This is a genomic window from Baekduia sp., assembly GCF_035996765.1.
In the GTDB taxonomy this organism is placed as follows: domain Bacteria; phylum Actinomycetota; class Thermoleophilia; order Solirubrobacterales; family Solirubrobacteraceae; genus Baekduia.
Genome location: NZ_DASYJG010000066.1, coordinates 24,740 through 46,064 on the forward strand (window position 1 = coordinate 24,740; position 21,325 = coordinate 46,064).

22 protein-coding genes are annotated in these 21,325 nt (G+C 71.5%); 9 read left to right on the plus strand and 13 right to left on the minus strand.

What is annotated here, in order from left to right:
• The first annotated feature begins 7 nt into the window (after window positions 1-7).
• The gene (locus VGO10_RS14625) at window positions 8-259 is read left to right on the plus strand and encodes a hypothetical protein (RefSeq protein WP_327469574.1); all 252 of its coding nucleotides are present in this window, start codon (window positions 8-10) and stop codon (window positions 257-259) included.
• Window positions 256-780, plus strand: a complete 525-nt coding sequence (locus VGO10_RS14630) for a toll/interleukin-1 receptor domain-containing protein (protein ID WP_327469576.1) — start codon at window positions 256-258, stop codon at window positions 778-780. Before VGO10_RS14625 ends, VGO10_RS14630 begins: the two co-directional genes overlap by 4 nt.
• Before the next feature lie 81 nt (window positions 781-861).
• Here VGO10_RS14630 and VGO10_RS14635 read toward each other — a convergent pair whose 3' ends face one another.
• Window positions 862-2,157 (minus strand): ATP-binding protein, encoded by a 1,296-nt coding sequence (locus tag VGO10_RS14635; RefSeq protein WP_327469578.1) that lies wholly within the window; start codon window positions 2,155-2,157, stop codon window positions 862-864.
• Between the two features lie 124 nt (window positions 2,158-2,281).
• Window positions 2,282-2,965, minus strand: a complete 684-nt coding sequence (locus VGO10_RS14640) for a DUF2461 domain-containing protein (RefSeq protein WP_327469580.1) — start codon at window positions 2,963-2,965, stop codon at window positions 2,282-2,284.
• Window positions 2,966-2,999: 34 nt separating this feature from the next.
• On the opposite strand from VGO10_RS14640, the gene VGO10_RS14645 reads away from it, so the two are divergent.
• A complete protein-coding gene (locus VGO10_RS14645; RefSeq protein ID WP_327469582.1) occupies window positions 3,000-3,239 on the plus strand; it encodes a hypothetical protein in 240 nt (79 codons plus the stop codon).
• On the opposite strand, the gene VGO10_RS14650 is transcribed toward VGO10_RS14645, so the two are convergent.
• Both VGO10_RS14650 and VGO10_RS14655 read right to left on the minus strand, forming a co-directional pair.
• Window positions 3,236-4,804 (minus strand): NAD(P)/FAD-dependent oxidoreductase, encoded by a 1,569-nt coding sequence (locus VGO10_RS14650; RefSeq protein ID WP_327469777.1) that lies wholly within the window; start codon window positions 4,802-4,804, stop codon window positions 3,236-3,238. The two genes, VGO10_RS14645 and VGO10_RS14650, sit on opposite strands and share 4 nt — an antisense overlap.
• 4 nt (window positions 4,805-4,808) lie before the next feature.
• Entirely contained in the window at window positions 4,809-6,299 is a 1,491-nt protein-coding gene (locus VGO10_RS14655; protein ID WP_327469584.1) for a Dyp-type peroxidase, read from the minus strand.
• Window positions 6,300-6,368: 69 nt separating this feature from the next.
• Here VGO10_RS14655 and VGO10_RS14660 point away from each other — a divergent pair, with 69 nt between their 5' ends.
• The gene (locus VGO10_RS14660) at window positions 6,369-6,575 is read left to right on the plus strand and encodes a hypothetical protein (RefSeq protein WP_327469586.1); all 207 of its coding nucleotides are present in this window, start codon (window positions 6,369-6,371) and stop codon (window positions 6,573-6,575) included.
• On the opposite strand, the gene VGO10_RS14665 is transcribed toward VGO10_RS14660, so the two are convergent.
• Window positions 6,572-7,051, minus strand: coding sequence for a MarR family winged helix-turn-helix transcriptional regulator (locus VGO10_RS14665; RefSeq protein WP_327469588.1), 480 nt, complete (start codon window positions 7,049-7,051; stop codon window positions 6,572-6,574). The genes VGO10_RS14660 and VGO10_RS14665 overlap by 4 nt on opposite strands.
• A complete protein-coding gene (locus VGO10_RS14670; RefSeq protein WP_327469590.1) occupies window positions 7,048-7,698 on the minus strand; it encodes a phospholipase in 651 nt (216 codons plus the stop codon). Before VGO10_RS14670 ends, VGO10_RS14665 begins: the two co-directional genes overlap by 4 nt.
• A gap of 46 nt (window positions 7,699-7,744) precedes the next feature.
• On the opposite strand from VGO10_RS14670, the gene VGO10_RS14675 reads away from it, so the two are divergent.
• Window positions 7,745-8,911, plus strand: coding sequence for an MFS transporter (locus VGO10_RS14675; protein ID WP_327469592.1), 1,167 nt, complete (start codon window positions 7,745-7,747; stop codon window positions 8,909-8,911).
• On the opposite strand, the gene VGO10_RS14680 is transcribed toward VGO10_RS14675, so the two are convergent.
• Together VGO10_RS14680 and VGO10_RS14685 are read right to left on the minus strand one after the other, a co-directional pair.
• Window positions 8,899-9,756 (minus strand): HAD family acid phosphatase, encoded by an 858-nt coding sequence (locus tag VGO10_RS14680; RefSeq protein WP_327469594.1) that lies wholly within the window; start codon window positions 9,754-9,756, stop codon window positions 8,899-8,901. The two genes, VGO10_RS14675 and VGO10_RS14680, sit on opposite strands and share 13 nt — an antisense overlap.
• Window positions 9,757-9,786: 30 nt before the next feature.
• On the minus strand, window positions 9,787-11,754 hold the full coding sequence (locus VGO10_RS14685) for an MDR family MFS transporter (protein ID WP_327469596.1): 1,968 nt from the start codon (window positions 11,752-11,754) through the stop codon (window positions 9,787-9,789).
• A 64-nt stretch (window positions 11,755-11,818) separates the two neighbouring features.
• Here VGO10_RS14685 and VGO10_RS14690 point away from each other — a divergent pair, with 64 nt between their 5' ends.
• The 3 genes from VGO10_RS14690 to infA all read left to right on the plus strand — a co-directional run bounded on the left by VGO10_RS14690 (window position 11,819) and on the right by infA (window position 14,370).
• Window positions 11,819-12,967, plus strand: coding sequence for an acyl-CoA dehydrogenase family protein (locus VGO10_RS14690; protein WP_327469599.1), 1,149 nt, complete (start codon window positions 11,819-11,821; stop codon window positions 12,965-12,967).
• On the plus strand, window positions 12,964-13,977 hold the full coding sequence (locus VGO10_RS14695; protein ID WP_327469601.1) for an acyl-CoA dehydrogenase family protein: 1,014 nt from the start codon (window positions 12,964-12,966) through the stop codon (window positions 13,975-13,977). Before VGO10_RS14690 ends, VGO10_RS14695 begins: the two co-directional genes overlap by 4 nt.
• Window positions 13,978-14,148: 171 nt before the next feature.
• Window positions 14,149-14,370 carry a translation initiation factor IF-1 gene (gene infA, locus VGO10_RS14700; RefSeq protein ID WP_027006585.1) on the plus strand — a complete coding sequence of 74 codons (222 nt, stop codon included), beginning with the start codon at window positions 14,149-14,151 and terminating at the stop codon, window positions 14,368-14,370.
• Between the two features lie 3 nt (window positions 14,371-14,373).
• Here infA and VGO10_RS14705 read toward each other — a convergent pair whose 3' ends face one another.
• Complete coding sequence (locus tag VGO10_RS14705; protein WP_327469613.1) at window positions 14,374-15,036, minus strand: HAD family phosphatase; 663 nt, start codon at window positions 15,034-15,036, stop codon at window positions 14,374-14,376.
• A 24-nt stretch (window positions 15,037-15,060) separates the two neighbouring features.
• On the opposite strand from VGO10_RS14705, the gene VGO10_RS14710 reads away from it, so the two are divergent.
• Window positions 15,061-16,449, plus strand: coding sequence for an FAD-dependent oxidoreductase (locus tag VGO10_RS14710; RefSeq protein ID WP_327469615.1), 1,389 nt, complete (start codon window positions 15,061-15,063; stop codon window positions 16,447-16,449).
• A gap of 21 nt (window positions 16,450-16,470) precedes the next feature.
• On the opposite strand, the gene VGO10_RS14715 is transcribed toward VGO10_RS14710, so the two are convergent.
• The 4 genes from VGO10_RS14715 to VGO10_RS14730 are packed head-to-tail and all read right to left on the minus strand — an operon-like array spanning window position 16,471 to window position 21,278.
• Window positions 16,471-17,964, minus strand: coding sequence for an NAD(P)/FAD-dependent oxidoreductase (locus VGO10_RS14715; RefSeq protein WP_327469618.1), 1,494 nt, complete (start codon window positions 17,962-17,964; stop codon window positions 16,471-16,473).
• 29 nt (window positions 17,965-17,993) lie between these two features.
• On the minus strand, window positions 17,994-18,644 hold the full coding sequence (gene rpiA / locus VGO10_RS14720) for a ribose-5-phosphate isomerase RpiA (protein WP_327469619.1): 651 nt from the start codon (window positions 18,642-18,644) through the stop codon (window positions 17,994-17,996).
• On the minus strand, window positions 18,641-19,612 hold the full coding sequence (locus tag VGO10_RS14725) for an ROK family protein (protein WP_327469620.1): 972 nt from the start codon (window positions 19,610-19,612) through the stop codon (window positions 18,641-18,643). The genes rpiA and VGO10_RS14725 overlap by 4 nt, the downstream gene beginning before the upstream one ends.
• Before the next feature lie 49 nt (window positions 19,613-19,661).
• The gene (locus VGO10_RS14730; protein WP_327469621.1) at window positions 19,662-21,278 is read right to left on the minus strand and encodes a hypothetical protein; all 1,617 of its coding nucleotides are present in this window, start codon (window positions 21,276-21,278) and stop codon (window positions 19,662-19,664) included.
• Window positions 21,279-21,325 lie beyond the last annotated feature (47 nt).

The window sequence follows — 21,325 nt, forward strand, 5'->3', positions numbered from 1 at the left end:
CGTTGCTATGGCCTCTGACTATCGCCAGCTGAATATCCGCGTTCGGAATGAAGACTTCGACGTGCTTGCCGCGGCTGCGTGGCTCGACGGCGAATCCGTCGCCGAGTTCGTTCGACCGAGGCTCGAGCAGTGGATCCAGGAGTTGAGGAATGACTCCGAGATCGCGGCCGCGATCCGGCTTCAGGCTGAACGCGCGGCGAGGAAAGAAGGGAAGCTCTCCCGGATCGCATCCAGACGACTTGGGTCGGAGTCGAGTTGACGACGCCTTCTGCCGGCGGCCCGGTTCGGGTCTTCGTCTCATACTCGCATCAGGACGAACGCCTCATGAAGCGCCTGTCGACGCATCTCGCGGGTCTCAAGAAGCAAGGAGTGATCGAGACCTGGTACGACCGGCGGATCGTCGCGAGCGACGATTGGTCGGAGGAGATCGACGAGCGACTCGCGGATGCGCAGATCGTCCTGTGCCTCGTCAGCCCGGATTTCCTCGCTTCCGAGTACTGCTACGAGCGCGAGATGCATACTGCCCTAGAGGGTCACGATCGCGGAACCAAGCGCGTCGTTCCGGTGATCATCCGTCCGACCGACTGGGAGCGTTCTCCGCTGGGTCGCCTGCAGGCGGTGCCGCGCGATGCTCGGCCGGTCACCACGTGGCCCAACCGAGACCAGGCGTGGATCGATGTCGCAAAATCGCTCCGGCAACTCGCCGAAAGCCTTCCGGCGTCCAAGGCCGGTCGCCGTTCGGCAACGAAGGCAACAGCACGAGCGTCGAAGCGGCCGTAGTCGCAGGGCGCGCAAGGTGGCGCCCGCATCCTCGTGGCATCGATCCTTGCCGAGTCCACCGTGACGTCGGGAAGATCAAGATTACGGCCCCAGCAGCGCCGCAGGAATGACCGCGATGCCGTCAGCGCGGCGGTAGGCCTCGGTGCCGGAGGTGATGACGACGGCGTCGAGCAGGTCCGGGCCGAACTGCTCACGCAGCCAGCGAAGGTGCGTGACGTCGTGGTCGCTGGCGGTGGAGCGCAGTTTGACCTCGATCGCGATGACGCGGCCGTCGCCGCGCTCGACGATGAGGTCGATCTCGCGCTCGCCGGCATAGGAGCGCAGATGGCCGACCGAGGCGCCGGCTGCCTGGGCGTAGACGCGCACCGACTGGGTGACAAGCGACTCGAAGAGCGAGCCGAGGAAGCTCCCGTCGCGATGCGCGGCTCCGGCCGGCTCATCGCCGGCCAGCAGGCCCTGAGGTGTTAGCCCTAGCAGCGCCGTCGCGAGTGCCGGATCGGCAAGGTGGTGCTTGGACGGTTCGGTCAGGCGGGCGATGTGGTTGCGCGTCGGCTTCCAGCCCGGCAGTGGGTCGAGCACGTACAGGCGCTCTAGCACGTCGCGGTAGGGCATCACCGTCGTTCGCGCGGGCTTCTCCGACTCGCCGCCCGTGGCCGCGTCGCGCACCTTCTCCCAACTGGCCGTCGTGGCGGTCGCTGCCGCGTACGCGGTCATCCACCGCCGCAGCGCTGCCGGATTGCGCGGCTGATGGCCGAGCTCCGGGAAGTCTCGGTCGATCACCCGCTGCAGATACCCGTCCAGCTGCGCCTGTCGCAGGTTCGCAGGGAGGCTGCGCAAGCCAGGGAAGCCCGATGCGAACAGCTCTTCCACGTAGTCGGTCAACCCGAACGGGCTGGTGCCCTTGACCGCCGGCCGCTCGCCGCCCAGCAGCTCCCGCAGGCTGACGGTCGCGTTGCCCGGCCAACGCTCCGTGAGCGTCAGCGGTCGCATCCGCAACGCGATGATGCGGCCGGCACCGGTGTGCATGCCCGTGCCCTTGGGTGCGACCGAGCCGGTGAGGAGAAACGGCCCCGGCGGGTCGTGGCGATCGACCGCGCGACGGACGCGGTCCCAGACCGGGGGATGGTGCTGCCACTCGTCGATGAGCACTGGCGCGGGCTGCGAGAGCGCCAGGTCGATGTCGGCCGAGACGATTGCGAGATGCGACTCGTCGTCGAGCTCGTAGGAGGTGGCGGCGCGCTCGACCGCCGACGAGGTCTTGCCAATCGCTCGAGCGCCTTCGAGAGCGATGGCGACGGCGACGTTGGGCGCAGACGCCAGGTAGGCGTCTAACTCGCCATCGACGATGCGACGGTGATAGCCGGGACTCGGTGGCACAGGGTCTACGCTACAGTTTCTCGGCTGTTTACGCTACAAATTCTCGGCCATCTACGCTACAAGTTCTCGGTCGCCGTTTCCTTTCTCCCCTTTGAAATCCTTACATTCTCCCCTCTGCGGCTCGTCAGCGGCGGGGCGGCGGGGGCAACGCGCTGACGCTGACGTTGCGGTCGAGCCAAGTGGTCATGGGCGTGCAGGCGGCCCAGGTGTCGCGGGTGAAGTTCAGTGTGGCGTCGCGGGTGAGGCCGGAGCGGCCGTGGGGTTGGAGGCGGCGGCCGGCGATCAGGAGCTTGTGACGCAGGAGCGTCACGCGTGGGTGGTCGCGGGGGAAGCCGCGAGGAGCGGTCTTGAGTGACTCGCCCCAGGTCTCGAGGCCGGCGGCGCGGACGGTGTCGAGGATGCGCTCGAGCTCGGGACCGCTGTCGTCATCAGCGACTGCTTCGCGGAAGCGCGTGAGCTGGTCGCTGGCGAGCTGGTAGTAGCCGGTGCCCGCGAACAGCCCGCCCGAGGACAGCTGCGCGTAGAGCGATGCCTCGCCGTCGGGCCGGTCGGCGATCACGCCGTAGGTGGTGGTCTTGTACGGAGACTTGTCGCGGGAGAAGCGTGTGTCGCGGTGCTGGCGAAAGAGCTTGACGCGGCCGCCGAGCTCGTCGGCCAACTCCTCCAACAACGCATCCAGTTGACCGCGCACGGAGTTGTCATACGTGTCGCGATGGGCGGTGAACCAGGCCTTGGAGTTGTCGGTCTCCAACCCGGAGAACCAGGTGAAGGTGGCGCGGGGGAAGCCGGTGAACGCGGGCTCGGGCATGCGGGCAGTATCGCTGTCTCCCTACGCTTACGGCATGGGACTGCTGGAGCCGCTGTGGATCTCTGAGGGCGCGTGGAGCGCGCTGCGCGACCAGGTCATCGGGCCGGAGGCCGCGGCCACGGTCGATCCGGACGTCCTGGCGCTCGCGCGCACGTGGAACGAGCCGACGCGCGACGGCAATCGCGTCGGGGTCTTCGTCGACGCCGAGCTGGCCCGCACGCTCTCGCGCCTGCTGGACGCGCATCCGGCGCTTGCCGCCGAGCTGCTCGGCTAAACGCCGCCCAGCACGGCCATCGCCGCATTGCGGCCCGGGATGCCGGAGACGCCGCCGCCGCGGCGGGCGCCCGCGCCGCAGAGCAGCACGTGCGGCACGTCGGTCTCCACGCCCCACGTGCCGACCTCGTCCTCGCGCTCGGCAAACGGCCATGCGAGATCGCGATGGAAGATGTTGCCGCCGGGCATGCGCAGCTCATCTTCGAGGTCGCGCGGCGTGCGGACCTCCAGGCACGGCGCGCCGTCGGGGTCGCGCAGCAGCACGTCGTCCAGCGGCTCATCCAGGACGCTGTCCAGCGAGCGCAACGTGGCCGCCAGCGCCGCATCGCGCGCGGCTGTGCCGTCTCCGCCCGCGAACAGCCGCGCCGGCATGTGCAGCCCGAACAGCGTCAACGTTTGCACGCCCGCGGCGCGCAGCTCGTCACCCAAGATGGTGGGGTCGGTCAGCGAGTGGCAATAGGTCTCGCACGGCGGCAGCGTCGGGATGCGACCCGCGGCCGCCTCCTCGTAGGCGCGCTGGAGCTGCGTCGCCGTCTCGTTGACGTGGAACGTTCCTGCGAAGGCCTGCTCGGGCGCCACCGACGCATCACGCAGCCGGGGCAACCGCGACAACAACAGGTTGACCTTCAACTGCGCGCCCTCGGGTGCCGCTCCGACCGACACACGTCCCAGCAGCCGATCCAGCTCCACCGGCGCCGCGTTGACCAACACCTGTCCCGCGGCGATCGTCCGCTCGGCGCCGTCGGCATCACGCACGACCACGGCGGTCGCATCCCCATCGATGGCCACCACCTCGGCACCGGTGACCAACTCCGCACCAGCCGCGCGCGCGGCATGCGCCAGCGCGTCCGTCACCGCGCCCATCCCGCCCACCGGCACATCCCAGTCACCCGTCCCGCCGCCGATCACGTGGTACAGGAAGCAGCGGTTCTGTCGCAGATCCACATCGTCGGCGCCCGCAAACGTCCCGATCAGCGCATCGGTGAGGACGACCCCCGCGACCAAGTCATCGTCGAACTCGCGCGCGAGCATCACGCCCAGCGGCTCCTCGAACAGCATGCGCCAGGCCTCCTCGTCGTCAACCAGCCGACGCAGCTCGGCGCGCGAGCGCAGGGGCTCGGCCAGCGTGGGGAAGACCTTCCGCGCCACCCGCCCCGTGCGCGCATACAGCGCCTCCCACGCCGCCAGCTCACGCGAGTCACCCGTCACCCGTGCAAACGACGCGCGCGTCGCGGCGCCGTCGCCTGCGTCGACCAGCAGCCCACGCCTCCCACCGACGCGTGGATCCGGCGTGTAGGACGACACCCGTCGCCGCACCAGCCGCACGTCGAGCCCGAGCTCGTCGATGATGGCCCGCGGCAGCAGGCTCACCAGGTACGAGTAGCGCGACAGGCGCGCATCTACGCCCGGGAACGCCACCTCCGAGACCGCCGCACCGCCCAGCTCATCGCGGCGCTCGAGCAACAACACGCGGCGCCCGGCCCGTGCGAGATAGGCGGCGGCGACGAGGCCGTTGTGCCCGCCGCCGACGATGACGGCGTCATACGAGGTCGCGATGCTCGCCAGTAAATCAGGCGTTGATCCCCGCCAGGTGGCGCAGGCCCGTCACCGACGGCGAGAAGAAGTACTCACCGCCCGTCGCCGTCACGAAGCGCTGCAGCGTGACCGAGTGGCCGACCGGCACGTCCATCGCTCCGCTGCTCAGGACACCGTCGACCCCGTCGACCGCGTTGGTGAACGCAGGGTTGTTGACCCAGAGTCGCGTGACGAACTCGAACTGATCGACGATCGAGCGTCCGTAGCACTGAAAGAGCAATCCGCGGTCGAGCGGGAACGCCGCGTCGCGGCCGTTCGGACCATCGATCGGCGAGCCGTGCCGGTAGGACTGCCCGTACGGAATGCCGCGCCGCAGGAGGCGGTGGCGCTGTGTGTCGTCCTCGCCGCCGCCGGGCGTGTCGGCGTCGCGCGGGTAGGTCTTGCGGATGTGCGACGCGTGCGGGACGACGTGGCCGTCGGCGTCGCTGGCCTTGTACTCGAACTGGTTGATGTCGTCGCCGGTCGGTGCGAACGGGTCGGTCGCCACGCGGCCTGTGACCTCCAGCGGCGCGCCGCTCTTGTAGCGCCCGACGACGATCGCGCCCATCGCGTCGTCGCTCACCCCGATCGCGGCGGCCGCCGCCGTGATCCCCTCCTGGAACGATGGGACATCCTGGCGCAGGCGCCGGAAGACGTAGTAGGACCCGTTCTTGGTCCAGCCCGGGCCGGACGTCGAGGGCGCGCCCTCGGTCGGTGGTGCGGGTGCGGGATAGCCGTCGGTTGGCGGCGGCGCAACCGCGACGCCGGGTTGCGTCTGGTAGCCGAGCACGAACTCGCCGAGCTCCAGCAGATCGGACCCGAGATCGCCCTGCTCGGGGTCGGCGGGATTGGGTTGGTGGACGCCGCGCAGGCCGGGCTGGGAGATGCCGTCCTTGTAGCCGAAGTGCTCGTGGCCGGGATCGTCGCTGCGGGTGTGGCCCTCCTGCACGAAGACCACCGAGACGCCGTGGCCGGCGAGGCGCTGGAGTTCATGGGCGATCGCGCGGTGCAAGTCGTCGCGGCGATCCGACGCGATGATCAAGACCGCGTGGACCTCGTCGGGCGCGCGCCCGACGACCCAGCCGCCTGGCGCGGCCTCGCCGTCGTCGCCGAGGTCGGGCGCGCGGTTGGCCATCCCCGCGATGAAGGACGGGTCCATGCCGTCATCGGCCTCGCCGAGGGCGACCAGCCCGGAATTGGTCACCGCGACGTTGATCCACGTCGCCTGGACCGTGTCGGTGTCATCACGGTCGTTGCGGCGGCCCTGCACGGCCTTGAACAGACGGTTGAAGGCGATCACCTCCGCCGAGGTCGCGACGCGGTTGGCGAGATGACCCAGCCAGGCCTTGGCCTCGCCGATGTCGCCAAAGCGCACGAAGACCAGCGCCTCGTGGTCCTTGTTGAAGCCGGCGAGGATGTTGCCTTGGATCTCGGCCACCTCGATGCCGTTGGCGGCGATGTCGGCGTCGGACAGGAAGTCGGGCATGCGGGGGCTCCTCGAGGCGGCGGATGGGGCGGGGCCCGATCGTGCGCAGAAACTGAGGATTTGGTCAAGGTGAGCTTAATACCCCGCGCAGCGGAGATGCGCAACAATGATGAGCGTTGCACGGATCTGACGTCGAGCGTCAGCGCGCCAGAGCGCGCGCTAGCGTGCATCGCCGTTGCGAGCACCGGCGAGTACGTGTTGATCGCCGGCCGGCCGTACACGCGCGACGAGCTCACCGCGGAGTGGGCGCTCGCGCAGTTTCCCGCTGAGCTCTAGGAGGACCGCTCAGCCGGAACCGCTGCGCACGCCTCAGCAGCGCGCGGGGCAAAGCGTCGGAAGACTCGCGCGAGCGTCGCGGCCTCCTCGTCGCTGAGCTGGGCGAAGAAGCGCTCACGGACCGCCGCCGCATGCGCGGCCTCGGCGTCGGCGACCAGCGCGGCGCCCGCGTCGGTCAGGTGCGCCTCGACCGCGCGCGAGTCCGTGGCGCACCGGCGCCGCTGCACCAACCCGCGACGCTCCAGCGCGTCCATGTGACGAGACACGCGCGAGAGGCTCAGCCCGCTCTCACGCGCGAGCGTCGACAGCCGCGGCCACGCCTCACCCGCGGCCACCAAGCGGCTGAGCAGCTCCAGCGTGCTGAGGCCGAGCCCGTGTGCGGCGTCGAGCTCGGCGTCCAGCGCGCGGGTCAGCTGCTTGTGGGTCTCCAGCAGCCCGATCCAGGCGTCTGCCTCCTGCTGCGTCCAGCCGCTCATGGCAGCGTCTGCGCCAGCCAGGTGACGGCTGCCGGCACGTGCTGGGGATCGATGTGATGGCCGGCGTCGGACTCGTGGTATTCGACCGGCACGCCGCCGGTCGCGAGCAGGTCGCGCGCTTGGCGGGCGAAGGCGATGTCCATGACTTGGTCGTTGCGACCGTGGGCGATGAAGGCGCGCAGGCCGGTCGCGGCGCGGCCGGCGACATCGGGCGTCCAGCCGTCGACGGTCGGGATGAACCCCGAGAACGCGAGGATGCCGGCGGGTGCGGGCCGCGCTGGGTCCAAGCCCAAGGCATAGGACATGACCGACCCCATGGAGAACCCGCCGAAGACGGTCTGGGCCGGCGTCAGGCCGGTGCGCTTCCACAAGCCGTCGTGGAACCCCGCGAGCTTGGCGTGCGCCGCGAAGAACGTGTCTGGATCGGGGAAGCCGACGCGCGGGACCGTGTACCAGTGCTTGCCCGGCCAGCCCGGGATCGTCAGCGGGCCGCCGGGCGTGACGACGTGCAGCCGGCGCGCCGGGTCCAGCACATCGGCGAGGCCGAGCAGATCGTGCTCGTCGGCGCCGCGGCCGTGGTGCAGGACGAGCAGGCCTGCCGCGTCAGCGGCAGCCGGGCGCTCCTGGTAGACGAGAGGGGAGGTCATGTCCAAGCGGGGTAGGAAGCGGTAATTGCCATAGCAACTGTAGCCGATGATTGCGCGCGCAACAACAACTGATCGAAGCCACGTCGCCGTCGCGGCGGTCTTCGTCGTCCACGGCGCCGTCAACGGCAGCTTCGCCACGCGGATCCCGTGGATCCGCGAGCGGCTCGGGCTGAGCGCGGGCGCGCTCGGGCTGGCGCTGCTGGTCCCGGCACTGGGCGCGCTGCTGGCGATGCCAGCCACCGGCGCGCTCGTGCACCGTTACAGCGGCCGAACCGTCACGCGGGTGCTCATCGCCCTGTTCGCCGCGTCCCTCGCGCTTCCCGCGCTCGCGCCCTCCTTCGGCTGGCTCTGCGTCGCGCTGCTGGCTTACGGCGCCCTGGCCGGGATGGCCGACATTGCGATGAACACGCAAGGGCTGGCGATCGAGGAGCACCTCGGCCGCCCGATCATGTCCGGCCTGCACGGCGCGTGGAGCGTCGGCGGGATCGTGGGGTCGGCGATCGGCGTGCTGGCCGCTCACGCCGATCTCGACGCGCGGATCCATCTCGGGACCATGGCCATCATCTTGGTCGTGGCAGGGCAGCTCGCCGCACGGCAGCTGCCCGCCGCCCCTCCGGTGCACGATCCGCCACGGCTGGCCTGGCCGTCGCGCCCCGTCCTGCTGATCGGCGTCGTCGGCTTCTGCGCGGTCTTTGCCGAGGGCGCGAGCGCTGACTGGTGCGCCGTCTACCTGCGCGACGTCATGGGCACGGGCGCCGCGACCGCGGCCGCCGCCTACACGGGCTTCGCGCTGGCGATGGCGACCGGGCGACTGACCGGTGATCGCGTGATCGCGCGCTTCGGGGCGATCCACACCGTTCGCACAGGGGCCGCCGTCGCCACGGCGGGCGCGCTGCTGGTCGTCGTCGCACGCACGCCGCTGCTCGGCATCCCGGGCTTCGCGCTCATCGGCCTGGGGATCGCGACCGTGGTCCCGCTCGCCTTCGCCGCCGGTGGCCGCGCGGTGCCGCACGCCGGCCAGGGCATCGCCGCGGTCGCGACGGTCGCCTATGGTGCGGGCCTGGCGGCGCCGGGCGCGATCGGTGCAATCGCCGACGTCGCTTCGCTGCCGGCGGCCTTCGTCGTGGTCGCCATGCTCACCGCGCTTTTTGGCCTCGGCGCCGGAGCGCTGCGCTCCGGCACCGACAGCCAAAGGTCGTCCTACGGGAGGTAATAGAACGGGTTGGGCAGCTTGAACGCGCGGTCCTCGTGGCCGCCCGCCAGGTCGCTGTACTGATCGCCCACGGAGGCGACGATGTGGTAGCCCTGCTGCTCGATCGCGGCGCGTGCGCCCGACTTGTAGGCCACGGTCGTGCCGGTGAAGCCCGCGGGCTTGAGGATCGCCTGCTGGTAGTCGGTGAAGCCCTCGCGCTTGAGGTTGTCCTCGGTCGGCGCGCGCTGGGCCTCGGGCCGGCCGGTGATGAAGAACACCGTGATGCCCTTGGAGCGGGCCAACTTGTACAGGTCGAGCGACGGCTTGATCGCGACGCCGATCTCGTCAACGGCCTCGGCCTGCGACTTGGGGCCGTAGACGAAGCCGTCGGCGACGATCGCGGAGTAGTTGGACAACACGGTCTCGTCGACGTCGAAGACGATCGCCTGCTTCTTGTTCCACCACTTCTGGCCGCCGCGACGATCGCCACCACCATGGTGTGCCGCGCGGGCGCGGGCCCGGGCCTTGGAGCCGTGCTTGCGCCCCGCGATCGCGCGCTGGTGGCGCTCACCGGAGATCCACCGGGCGGCGACAGCGTCGATCTGCGCCAGCTCTGCGTCATAGACGCCGGAGTCGTGGTACTGGGTCAGGACCTGGGTGAGCGCGCCCGCGTTGTAGGACGTGGTGGATCCGAGGTAGGGCAGACCGCCGCCACCGTCGGAGAGCTGGACCAGCGGCGTGTCGCCGAGCTTGATGAGGATCGGCTGCGGCGCCGGGACCGTGTCGGTCGCATCGGCGGCGCCGGCGACCGGGGCGGCCGCGGCGAGGCCGCCGACCGCCAGGAGGAGAGCAAGAAGGCGTTTCATACCGCCCCGTATCCCCACGGTTGGCGGACCTCAACCCACGGCGGTCGGCTGGTCGAGCGCCTCGGCCAGACGGTGCAGCAGGGGGTCGAGCTCGGGGTGCTCGTCGGGCTGCCACTCGGCGATCAGCGCGCGCAGGCAGTCGGTGCGCGCCGCGACGAGCTGATCGCGCAGCGCGTGGCCGGCCGGGGTGACGTGCCCGTCTTCGCCGATTGCGCCCTCGGCGGTCAGCGTCGAGAGCGCCACGTCGAAGCGCGCGGCGTCGACGTGCGGCCGGTCACGGATCTCGCGCAGATCGTCGGGCGCGTCCGGCGCCCCTGCGTGCAGGAGCAGCCACGCCGGACCGGGGTCCAGCTCGACGCCCGCGTGGCGCGTGGCGTTGGCGATGAACTCCAGCGTGCGCTCGCGGCCAACGAGCCGCGTGAGCCCACGGGTGACCTCGCGCAGCGAGTCGGTGTCGACCGGCGCGCCGAGCGACTCGCCCAGTCCGGCCGACGTCTCGACCGTCGCGCGCAGCGGCTGCTCGCGGATGAACCAGGCCAGCACGAAGGCCAGGACCATCACGCCGGTGGCGACGAGGAACACCACGTTGAGCGCGTCGGTGAAGGACGAGATGTAGGCGTCGTGCAGCGGCCCCGGAAGCCGCTCGATCTGCGCCGGGTTGATGCCGCCCTCGGTCCCGCCGCCCGCGCCTCCGCGCGGCAGCTTCTCGGCGAGCTCCGCGGTCAGACGCCCGGAGAAGATCGCGCCGAGGATCGCGGTGCCCAGCGAGCCGCCGATCGAGCGAAAGAGCGTCGCGCCGGAGGTCGCCACGCCGAGCAGCTCGTAGGACACCGCGTTCTGCGTCGCCAGGACGAGCACCTGCATGACCATGCCGAGCCCCAAGCCGAGCACGAGCATGTGCAGCGCGGCGACGCCACTGCCGGTCGACTCGTCCAAGGACGACAACATCCACATGCCCAGTGCGGCGACCGCCGTGCCCGCGATCGGGAACGCCTTGTAGCGGCCGGTGCGCGTGATGACCTGGCCCGAGATGATCGAGGACACCAACAACCCGCCCATGACGGGCAGCAGCTGCAGGCCGCTGGCCGTCGGGCTCAGCCCACGGACGACCTGCTGGAAGAGCGGAAGGTAGGTCAGCGCGCCGAAGAGGCCGAAGCCGACGATCAGCCCGACCGCGCTGCACACGACGAAGACGCGGTTGCGGAACAGCGACATCGGCAGGATCGGCTCGGCGGCGCGTCGCTCGACGCGGGTGAACGCGAAGATCGCCAGGACGCTCACGACGCCCATCGCGACGATCTCGGGCGAGGCCCGGTCATAGGTGTTGCCGCCGAGCGTCGTCGCGAGGATCAGCGCGCTCAGCCCGATCGCCAGCAGCAGCGTGCCGAGGTAGTCGATCTGGTGCTGGCGGCGCTCCTTGACGCTCGGCAGCGTCCTGGCGAGGACGAAGAACGCCGCGATGCCGACCGGCAAGTTGACATAGAAGATCGACCGCCACGAGATGTTGGTGGTCAAGAACCCTCCGAGCAGCGGGCCCGCGACGCTCGAGACCCCGAAGACCGCGCCGAACAGCCCGGAGTACTTGCCGCGCTCGCTGGGCGCGACGACATCGCCGATCGCCGCCTGGGCGCTCACCATCAGCCCGCCACCGCCGAGGCCCTGGATCGCGCGGAAGGCGATCAGCTCGGTCATGCCCTGCGCCAGCCCGCAGAGCGCGCTGCCGATGAGGAACAGGACGAGCGCGGCCTGCAACACGACCTTGCGGCCGTAGAGGTCGCCGAGCTTGCCGTACAGGGGCGTCACGACCGTCACCGCGAGCAGGTAGGCCGTCACGACCCAGGACAGGTGCTCCAAGCCGCCGAGGTCGCCGACGATCGTCGGGAGCGCGGTCGAGACGATCGTCTGGTCCAGCGACGCGAGCAGCATCACCAGCATCAGGCCGCCCATGACGACGGCGATGCGCGGGCGGTTCTCGGTTGGGGCGACGGTCGCGGACATGAGCCGAGTCTCTCCTACCCGCCTCGCGCTGGCGAATCTCTCTGCCGCGCCGTACGGTGCGGGAATGGACCTGACCTTCTCCGCGTCTGAGGCCGCGTTTCGCGATGAGTTGCGCGCCTGGTTTGCGCGCAACGACCCCGGCGCCGAGCCGGTCGGCGAGGACGCGAGCTACGCGTGGCGCCGCGACTGGCAGCGCCTGCTGGCCGAGGACCGCTACGCGGCCGTGCATTGGCCGGTCGAGTACGGCGGTCGCGGCGCGACGATGACCGAGTCGGCGATCTTCTTCGAAGAGCTTGGCCGCGCCCGCCGGCCGTTGATGGCCAACGTCCTGGGCATCCTGCTGGCCGGACCGACGATCATGACCTTCGGCACCGACGAGCAGAAGGATCGCTACCTCTCGCCGATCCTCACCGGCGACGAGATCTGGTGTCAGGGCTTCAGCGAGCCCGATGCCGGCTCCGACCTCGCGTCGCTGAAGACCAAGGCCGTTAAGGACGGCGACGAGTGGGTTGTCACCGGCCAGAAGGTCTGGACCTCCGGCGCGCAGTACTCCAAGTGGTGCATGTTGGTCGCGCGCACCGACTTCGACGCGCCGAAGCACAAGGGGTTGACCTACTTCCTGATGGACATGGAGCAGGAGGGCGTGCAGATCCGCCCGCTGGTCCAGATCACGGGGGAGCCGGAGTTCAACGAGCTCTTCATCGAGAACGCGCGGATCCCGGACGAGAACGTGCTCGGCGGCGTCGGCAACGGCTGGCGCGTCGCGCTGACGACGCTGATGAACGAGCGCTCCGGCCTCGCGTTCTTCCTCCAGGTGCGGATGCGTCAGCTGCTCGACGAGCTGATCGAGGAGGCCGCCGAGCGCGATCTCCTCGACGATCCGGTCGTCGCTGACAAGTTGGGGTACTTGCACATGAAGGCCGAGATCCTGCGCCTGACCGCCTACCGCGGCTTGACCACGATCGAGAAGTACGGCACGCCCGGGCCGGAGGGTTCGCTGACCAAGTGGATGTGGTCGGAGACCAACCAGGAGCTGGCGCAGTTCGCGGCCGACCTCCTCGGCGCCGACGCGCTGACGACGGGCAACCGCTGGGCCTACGAGCTGCTGCGCTCGCGCGGCAACACGATCGAGGGCGGCACGACCGAGATCCTCAAGAACATCGTCGCGGAGCGCGTTCTGGGCCTCCCGCGCCTGAAGGGAGCGGCGGCATGAACTTCGACTTCACCGAGGACCAGCATGAGATCAAGCGCACGGCGCGCGATCTGCTCGGCTCGCGCTCGACGTTCGCCAAGGTCCGTGAGGCTGCCGAAGGCAAGGCCTATGACGACAGCCTCTGGCAGGAGCTCGTCGGGCTCGGTTGGCCGGGGATCGCGATCGCCGAGGAGCACGGCGGGCAGGGTCTGGGCGCCGTCGAGCTGGCGATCCTGAGCGAGGAGCTGGGCTACGCGCTGGCCGCCTCGCCGTTCCTGTCGAGCGTCACGGCCGCCGAGGCGATCAGCGCCGCGGGCTCGGCCGAGCAGCAGGCGGCGTGGCTGCCGGGGCTGGCGTCGGGGGAGATCACCGGCGCGCTCGGTTCCGCCGGTGGGCTTGTGGGGGACGCGGACGCGGCGGCGGTCATCGTGCTGATCGGCGACGACGGGGTCGCGCGGATCCTCCCGCGCGCCGAGGCCGATGTGGCGCCGGTGGACTCGATCGACCCGACGCGCCGCGCCGCGAGGGTATACGCCCCACCCACCCAGGGCGAGCCGCTGGGCGGCGACAGCGCTGCCGGCATCGACCGCGCGACGGTCGTCGTCGCGGCCGAGCTGGTCGGCGTCTCGCAGCGTGCGCTGGAGATGACGCTGGCCTACGTCAAGGACCGCAAGCAATTCGACACGCCGGTCGGCGCCTACCAGGCCGTCTCGCACAAGTGCGCGCAGATGCTCAAGGACACCGAGGGCGCGCGGTCGGCGACCTACTTCGCAGCCTGGGCGGCCGATGCGGAGCCGGAGCGTCTGCCGGAAGCGTCCTCGCTGGCCAAGGCGGCAGCCTCAGACGGTGGCCGCGACGTGACCGCCGCGGCGATCCAGTGCCACGGCGGCATCGGCTTCACGTGGGAGGCCGACGTGCACTGGCTCTACAAGCGCGCGCAGGTCGACGCGGCGCTGCTCGGTGGCTCCGGGACGCATCGCGCGCGGTTGGCGCAGCTGCTGGCCGCGCGGTTGGCGCCTGCGGCCGTCTGAGGCTGCCTGGTCAGAGGTTGGTGGGATCGCGCGCGCATGCGGGTACAATGAGTCTGGGCACCCGTGCGCAGGCGTGGGTCCCGCCCCTCTTCGCGCGATGGTCCGGGTGCGTGCTCGCACGCTTCGTCGCTCTCTCGCGCACACCGAACCCGAACGCTTGAAGGAGGCCGCATGGCCGTAGAAGACAAGGTTGCTCTCGAGGGCGAAGTCGTTGAGTCGCTGCCCAACCTGCTGTTCCGCATCCAGCTGGACATGGATGACCATGAGGTGCTGGCCCACCTGGCCGGCAAGATGCGCCGTAACCGCATCCGCGTGTTGCCCGGTGACCGCGTGCGCGTCGAGGTCTCGCCGTACGACCTCACCCGCGGGCGGATTGTCTACCGAATGAAATGACCCTCACGGGGTCTGCAGGGACGTCACCAATTCCGGTGTGACGTCCTTGATCCCGTCGACCACGACCGTGGCGAGCGCCAGCGCGTCGGGGGCCGGCGGGAACGCGTGGTTGGGCGTCGCGATGACGACCATGCCCGCCGCGTGCGCCGAGCGCAGCCCGTTCGAGGAGTCCTCGACCGCCGCGCACTGCGTCGGACCGATCCCGAGCCGCCGCGCGGCCTCGAGGTAGACGTCGGGCGCCGGCTTGCCGTGCGCCACCTCTTCTGAGGAGACGATCGCACCGAAGCGCTCGGTGACGCCGGCCCCTTCCAAGACCGCCTCGATCACCTCACGGTTGGCCGACGACGCGAGCGCCAGCGGGAACGCGTTGGCCAGCGCGTTGATCGCGCGGATCGCGCCCGGTAGCAGCGGCAGCTCACGCTCGATCTCGCTCACCACACCGGCCGCGACCGCCGCCGAGATCTCCTCGACCTCACCGCTCGCGCCGAGCTTGTCGCGCAGGTACGCCGCCCACTCAGCGGAGCTCATGCCCTGCATCTTGCGCGTGGCCTTCTCGGTCCACGTCCCGCCATGGGCGTCCACGTACGCACGGCGCTCGCGGTCCCAAACCTCCTCGGTGTCCACGACGACGCCGTCGAGGTCCAGCACGATCGCCGCGACGCTCATGAGCGGACGCTAGCGTCCCGACCGATGAAGCGTTCCGCCGAGGGGTTCTGGCTTGCCGATGCGGGGCCTGTGGAGGCGAGCGCGGCCTTGGACGCCGACGTGCGCGCAGACGTCGTGGTCATCGGCGGCGGGTACCTCGGGATGTGGACGGCGTGGCAGCTGCAGGCGCTGGGTGCCGAGGTCGTGCTCCTCGAGGCCGGTGTCTGCGGGCACGGGCCGAGCGGGCGCAACGGTGGATTCGTCAACGGGCTCTGGGAGTACGTGGGGGAGTTGGAGTCGCTGTTCGGGCGCTCGGCCGCGCTGGCGGTGGCGGACGCGGCGGCGGCGTCGGTCGACGCGATCGGCGCGTGGTGTGAGGCCGAGGGCGTCGACGCGCACTACGTCCGCGCGCCATTTCTCGAGGTTGCCGCGGCGCCGGGGCAGCTGGGCGCCTGGGACGCGTCGGTCGCGGCCGTGCGCGCGGTCGGTTGTGGGGAGGAGGCGGTCGTCGTCGATGCCGCGGGCGCGCGGGCGGTCTGCGACGCGCCGGGGTTCCTCGGGGGCGTGCTGTGGCCGACGGCGGCGACGGTGCACCCGGCGCGGCTGGCGCTCGGAGTGCGGGCGCGGCTGCTGGAGGTGGGGGTGCGGGTGCATGAGCACTCGCGGGTCAGCGGTGTGGAGGACGGCGCCGGTGGCGTCGTCGCGCGGGTCGTGGCCGGCGGCGTGGTGCGCGCCGGCGCCGGCGTGTTGGCCATCAACAGCGCGAGCGCGGGCGTCGCACCGCTGCGCCGCGCGCTGAGCGTCGCCTCGTCGCACGTCGTGGCGACCGAGCCGGTCCCGGAGGTGTTGGAGGCCTTGGGCTGGACCGGCGGCGAGGGGATCGGCGACTGCCGCACGTTGTTGCACTACTTCCGCACGACCCGCGACGGGCGCGTCGTCTTCGGCTGGGGCGGGGGCCGGATGGGCTACGGGGCGCGGCGGCGCGCGGTGCTCGACGTCGATCCCGGCGTTCAGGACGCGACCGCGCGCGACCTCGTCGCGCTGCTCCCGGCGCTGCGCGGCGTGCAGCTCACGCACGCGTGGGGCGGGCCGATCGACGTCTCGCCGGTGCACCTGCCGTGGTTCGGAAGCTTCAAGTCCTTGCACTACGGCTTCGGCTTCACCGGCAACGGCGTCGGGCCGTCGCACCTGGGCGGGCAGGTGCTCGCGGACCTCGCACGCGGTGTGTCGTCCGAGTTGACGGCGCTGCCGATCGTCGGCGGCCTACCGCCGGCGCGCTTCCCGCCGGAGCCCGCGCGCTTCGCGGGCGGCTCGGCGATCCGGGCGGCGCTGGCGCGCCGCGACGAGGCCGCCGCGGCGGGCCGGCGCGCCGACCCGCTCACCGCGGCGGTGGCGGCGCTGCCGCGGCTGCTGGGGTTGCACCTACCGCGCTGAGCACCGCACGGTCAGCACGCCCTACCCGCTCAAGCTGTCGGCCGGCTGAGCCGCCACCGGCGCGCTAACCACCGTGAACTCGCTCGGATCCAGCGCGGCGGTCGCGCGCACGTACTCGCGCATGTAGCCGGGCCAGTTGGCGACGATGCGGCCGCCGCCGTCGCGGTACCACGAGTCGCACGCCGTCCAGGCGGTACCCGCGAAGCGTCCCTGGACCTCGCCGTCGGAGCGCGCTGCGACGTCGGGCCGGACGTCGAGCGCCGCGCCACCGCGCGACCGCACGAGCGCCAGGGCTTGCGCGAGGTAGGCGGCCTGGGCCTCGAGGTAGACGAGGATCGATCCGCCCGAGGTGTTGGTGTTGGGTCCGTACATGAGGAACATGGACGGGAAGCCAGGAACCGTGATCCCGAGGTGCGCGCTCGCGCCGCCGCTCCAGGCCTCGTGCAGCGTGCGGCCGTCCGTGCCGGTGACCTCCATTGGGGCCACGAAGTCGTTGGTCCGAAAGCCGGTCGCGTAGATGATGGTGTCGACCTCGACGGTCCGGCCGTTCGCGGTCACCGGGCCGTCCGGGCCGATGCTTGTGATCGCGTCGGTGACGAGCTCGACGTTGTCGCGCGCCAGCGCCGGCAGGAAGGCCGAGCTGAACAGGACCCGCTTGCAGCCGAAGGCGTAGTCGGGCCAAGCCTTGCGCCGCAGCTCGGGGTCGCGCAGCTGCGCGCGCATGAACAGCGCCGAGCGCGCGGCGCCGATCCGGCCCAGCGTCTTGGGGTGGCGGATCATCGCGGTCAGCGCTTCGCCGTAGTGCGTGACGAAGGCGCGGCGCCAGCGCTGCAGGCCCGGCACGTGCGCCACGGCCGCGCGCCACGCACGCGGGTAGGGCCGATTGCGCCGCGGCAGGAACCAGTTGCCCGTGCGCTGAAAGACGGTCAGCGATCGCGCCACGCGCGCGATTTCGGGAACGAACTGCACAGCGCTCGCCCCGGTGCCGATCACCGCCACGCGCTGGTCGCGCAGGTCGAGGTCCGGATCCCACTCGGCCGAGTGCATCAGGCGTCCGGTGAAACTCTCGGCGCCGGGGATCTCGGGGCGTGCCGGCCGGTGCAGCTGGCCGGTGGCCAGGACGATGGCGTCGGCCTCGTAGCTCCTGCTGCCGGCGGTCTGCACCGTCCACGTCGCGGTCGTGGTATCCCAGCGGCAGGCCGTCACCTCGGTGTCGCCGACGACGAGCCGGTCGACGCCATGGCGCCGTGCGACCTCTTCGGCATAAGCGAGGATCTCGGGCTGCGGCGAGCAGAGCCGCGTCCAGTCGGTGCGCTGGGCGAAGGAGTAGGAGTACAAGTGGCTCGGCACATCGCAGGCCGCGCCCGGATAGGTGTTGTGGCGCCAGGTGCCGCCGAGTCCGCCGGCGCGCTCGAGGATCGTGACGTCGGCGATGCCCTGGCGCTGGAGCTCGATCGCCGCGGCGATGCCGCCGAAGCCGGCTCCAACGACCACGACGCGCAGGCGGTTTGACATCGCGTCAAGCTACCAGCGCGGCGCTCGTCTCAGCGCAGCGCGCGCCGCTCGATGCCGGCGGTCGTGGCGATGATGATCTCGGCGGTCAGCGCGGGCGGAAAGAGGCCATGGTCGACGACGCCGGGCATGGCCGAGAGCAGCGCCGCCAGCGTGGCGGGGTCGTCGACGGGTCCGGCGTAGTCGGCGATCAGGTTGCCGTCGGGCGACGGCGGCATGCCGGGGCGCAGGTCGCACGGCGTCAGTCGCGCCAGCGTCGCGGGCAACCCGTACTCCAACAGCTCCAGCGGAATCGGCGCTGAGAGCTTGTCCACCACCTTGGTCTTGTCGGCGATCACCACGAAGCGGTCGGCCGCCGCGGCGACGATCTTCTCGCGCACGTGCGCGCCGCCGCCGCCCTTGACGATCCAGCCGTCGGGGGCGATCTGGTCGGCGCCGTCGATCGCGAGATCCAGGCGCTCGACGGCGTCGAACGGCTCGACGACGATCCCGAGCGAGGCGGCCTGCTCCGCCGTCGCGACCGACGTCGCCACGCAGCGCAGATCGCGCAGACCGCGGACCGCGATCGCCGGCAACAGGTGTGCGACCGTCGAGCCCGTTCCGAGGCCGAGGACCATGCCGTCGCGGACCTCTTCGGCCGCGGCCACCGCCGCCGCGCGCTTCAAGGCCTCCATGTCGCTCATCGGTCCTGCACCTGCAGCGCGGCGCCGAGCGCGCCACCGAGGTCGCCGAGCTCGGCGACCCGCACCACCGGCGGGTCGTCGTCGTGGAAGAGGTGGGGCATCATCGCGTCGGAGATGCGCTGGGCATAGGGCTCGCCGAAGCGCACGCCGAGGCCGCCGCCGATGATGATGGCGTCGGGGTCCAGGATGTTGCAGGCCGAGGCGACCGCGGTGCCGATCGCGTCGACCGCATCGTTGAGCAACTGCTCGGCCAGCTCGTCGCCGCGCTCGATCGCGCGCGCCCAGATGCCGCTCGTCAGCCGGTCGCGGCCCTTCTCCTCCATGATCTTGAAGAGGTCGGTCTTCTCGCCGTCCTTGTGCGCTTTGCGCGCCCGGGCCTCCATCGCGCGGCGACCGGCGTAGGCCTCCATGCAGCCCATCCGCCCGCAGGGGCACTGCAGGCCGTGGTGGCGTACGGGGATGTGGCCGATCTCGCCCGCCGCGCCGCGGCCGAGCCACGGCTTGCCGTCCAGGACGATCCCGCCGCCGACGCCCGTGCCCCAGAAGACGCCGAGCAGCGACGAGAACTCGCGGGCCGCGCCGAGCGTGAACTCCGCGTCGGTGGCGACCTGGACGTCGTTGCCGAGCCGGACGGTGACACCGCCGAAGCGGGCGCCGAGCTCCTTGGCAAGCGGGTAGGGGTCACGCCAGCCGGGGAGGTTGCCGGCGCGGGCCAGCGTTCCGGCCTCGTCGTCGATCGCGCCAGGCGCGCCGACGCCGATCCCGCTCAGCGTGTCGGGCGCCACGTTCGCCGCTTCGGCCGCCTCCTGGAGCGCCTCGGCCATGGCGGCGATCACGTCCGCCGGCCCGCCCTCAGTGGGCGTTGGCCGTCGTGCTTGTCCCAGCACTTGGTGTTTGGCGTTGGCGACGATCGCCTGGATCTTCGTCCCGCCGAGGTCGATGCCGCCGCGTGGTGCGTCCGTTGCCATATGCCCGCAGCCTTGCCCAATGTGGGCGCGGGCGCAACGTCGAGTCCTGTCAGGCGGCTGCGGCGAGCGACACGGGCGCGCTGGTTGGCGCCGCGGCGGGCTCGGCGGCCGCGCGGGCAGCGAGCGGGCCGAGCAGCGCGACCATCGCGGGCGGTGCGAGCCAGATGAGGTAGAGCGGCGCCCAGTGGTTGGCCGCCAGCTGGAGCGCGCCGAGCGTCGCGGCGACGAGTCCGGCGACGCGGCGCGGGTCGACTGCAACGCTGCGGTCCAGCCAGACGAGCGTCGCCCCGCCCAGCGCGATCGCCGGCGCGACGCCCTGCATCAGCGGCTGCAGCGGCTCGATCCCGAACGCGGTCCAGATCGACATCATCGAACGGCGGCTGAGCTGGAAGGACATCGCGTGCACCATGTCGCCCGGGCCGTGCAGGCCGCCGAGCGCGACGAGGCCGGCGAGGACGATCGCGCCGACAGCGCCACAGGCGACCACCGCGCGCACCAGCGCGCCTCCGCGCAGGCGCGCCAGCCAGAGCGGCAGCAGGACCAGCGGCGCGACCTTCGCCAGGCCGGCAAGTGCCAGCAGCGCGCTGGAGGCGGCGGGGCGCGACCACCAGGCGAACGCCCAGATCAGCGCGGCGGCGATCAGCACGTCGTTGGTGCCGCTGGAGAAGGTCATCAGCGACGCCGGGAGCGCGAGGACGGCGATCGCGGCGGGCCAGCGAGCGCCCGCGCCGGCGGCGCGGGCCATGCCGAGCGCGCAGAGCAGCGCGGCGCCGGCGCCGAGGACGAGCGCGCCGATCGCGTTGTCCCAGTCGCTGTGCACCGGCCAGACCGCCGCGAGCGGCGCGTAGATCGCGTAGATCGGCAACCCGTAGGTGTCGCCGTGGATCACGTCGGCCGGCATGTGGCCGTAGGGGAGGTGGCCGCCCAGCAGGACGGTGGCGCCCTCCATGTTGGCGTAGGCGACGTCGACCACACCCGTCGAGGTGATGGTCATCAGCACCGTGATGAAGAGCAAGAGCAGCCCGACCTGGCGGGAGAGCGTGCGCAGCTTTGCGTGCGCGGCGAGGCGCTCGAGCAGGACGGGTGCGTCGTGGTCCTCGTCGGGCACCGGGCCACGCACCGCGAGCTGAACGCCGCGGGCGATGAGGTAGGCGATCAGCACCGCGGCCATGCCCTCGCCGAGCGCGAGCAGGCCGCGGTCGATGAGGACGGTCGGCACGACGGCGGCGGCGAGCGCGAGCGCGTCGAGCGTCCGGCGGCGGCGCAGCGGGCCGCGCAACGTGGCGAGCAGGAAGAGCGCGGTGAGCGCGCCGAGCAGGAGCAGGCCGTGGGCGAGCGGGGCGCCGTAGCCGGCGATCTTCTTGTACTTGCTCGGCCAGGCGAGGGTGCCGTCGCGGTTGACGCCGGCCGTGGCGGTCGTGCGGCCGTGGCGCAGCCAGGTGACCTTGACGAAGTCCTGGTCGATCGGGATGACCATCACGCTGTCGGCGTGCGCGGCCGCGACACGGGTCTCGGGCGCGGCGGCGGCAAGGCGGATCGCGGTGGCGCGATCGACGGCGAGCGGGGTCTCCTTGTGGGTGAGCAGGCCGAGGCCCGCCACGGTCGCGAAGACGACGAGCGCGACGGCGAGCGCGCGCCTGCGCGCGAGCTGTCCGGAGGGGCCCACGCCCCGGACGTCGGTCGCGTGCACACGCGGTACAGGCGCCGGGTCCG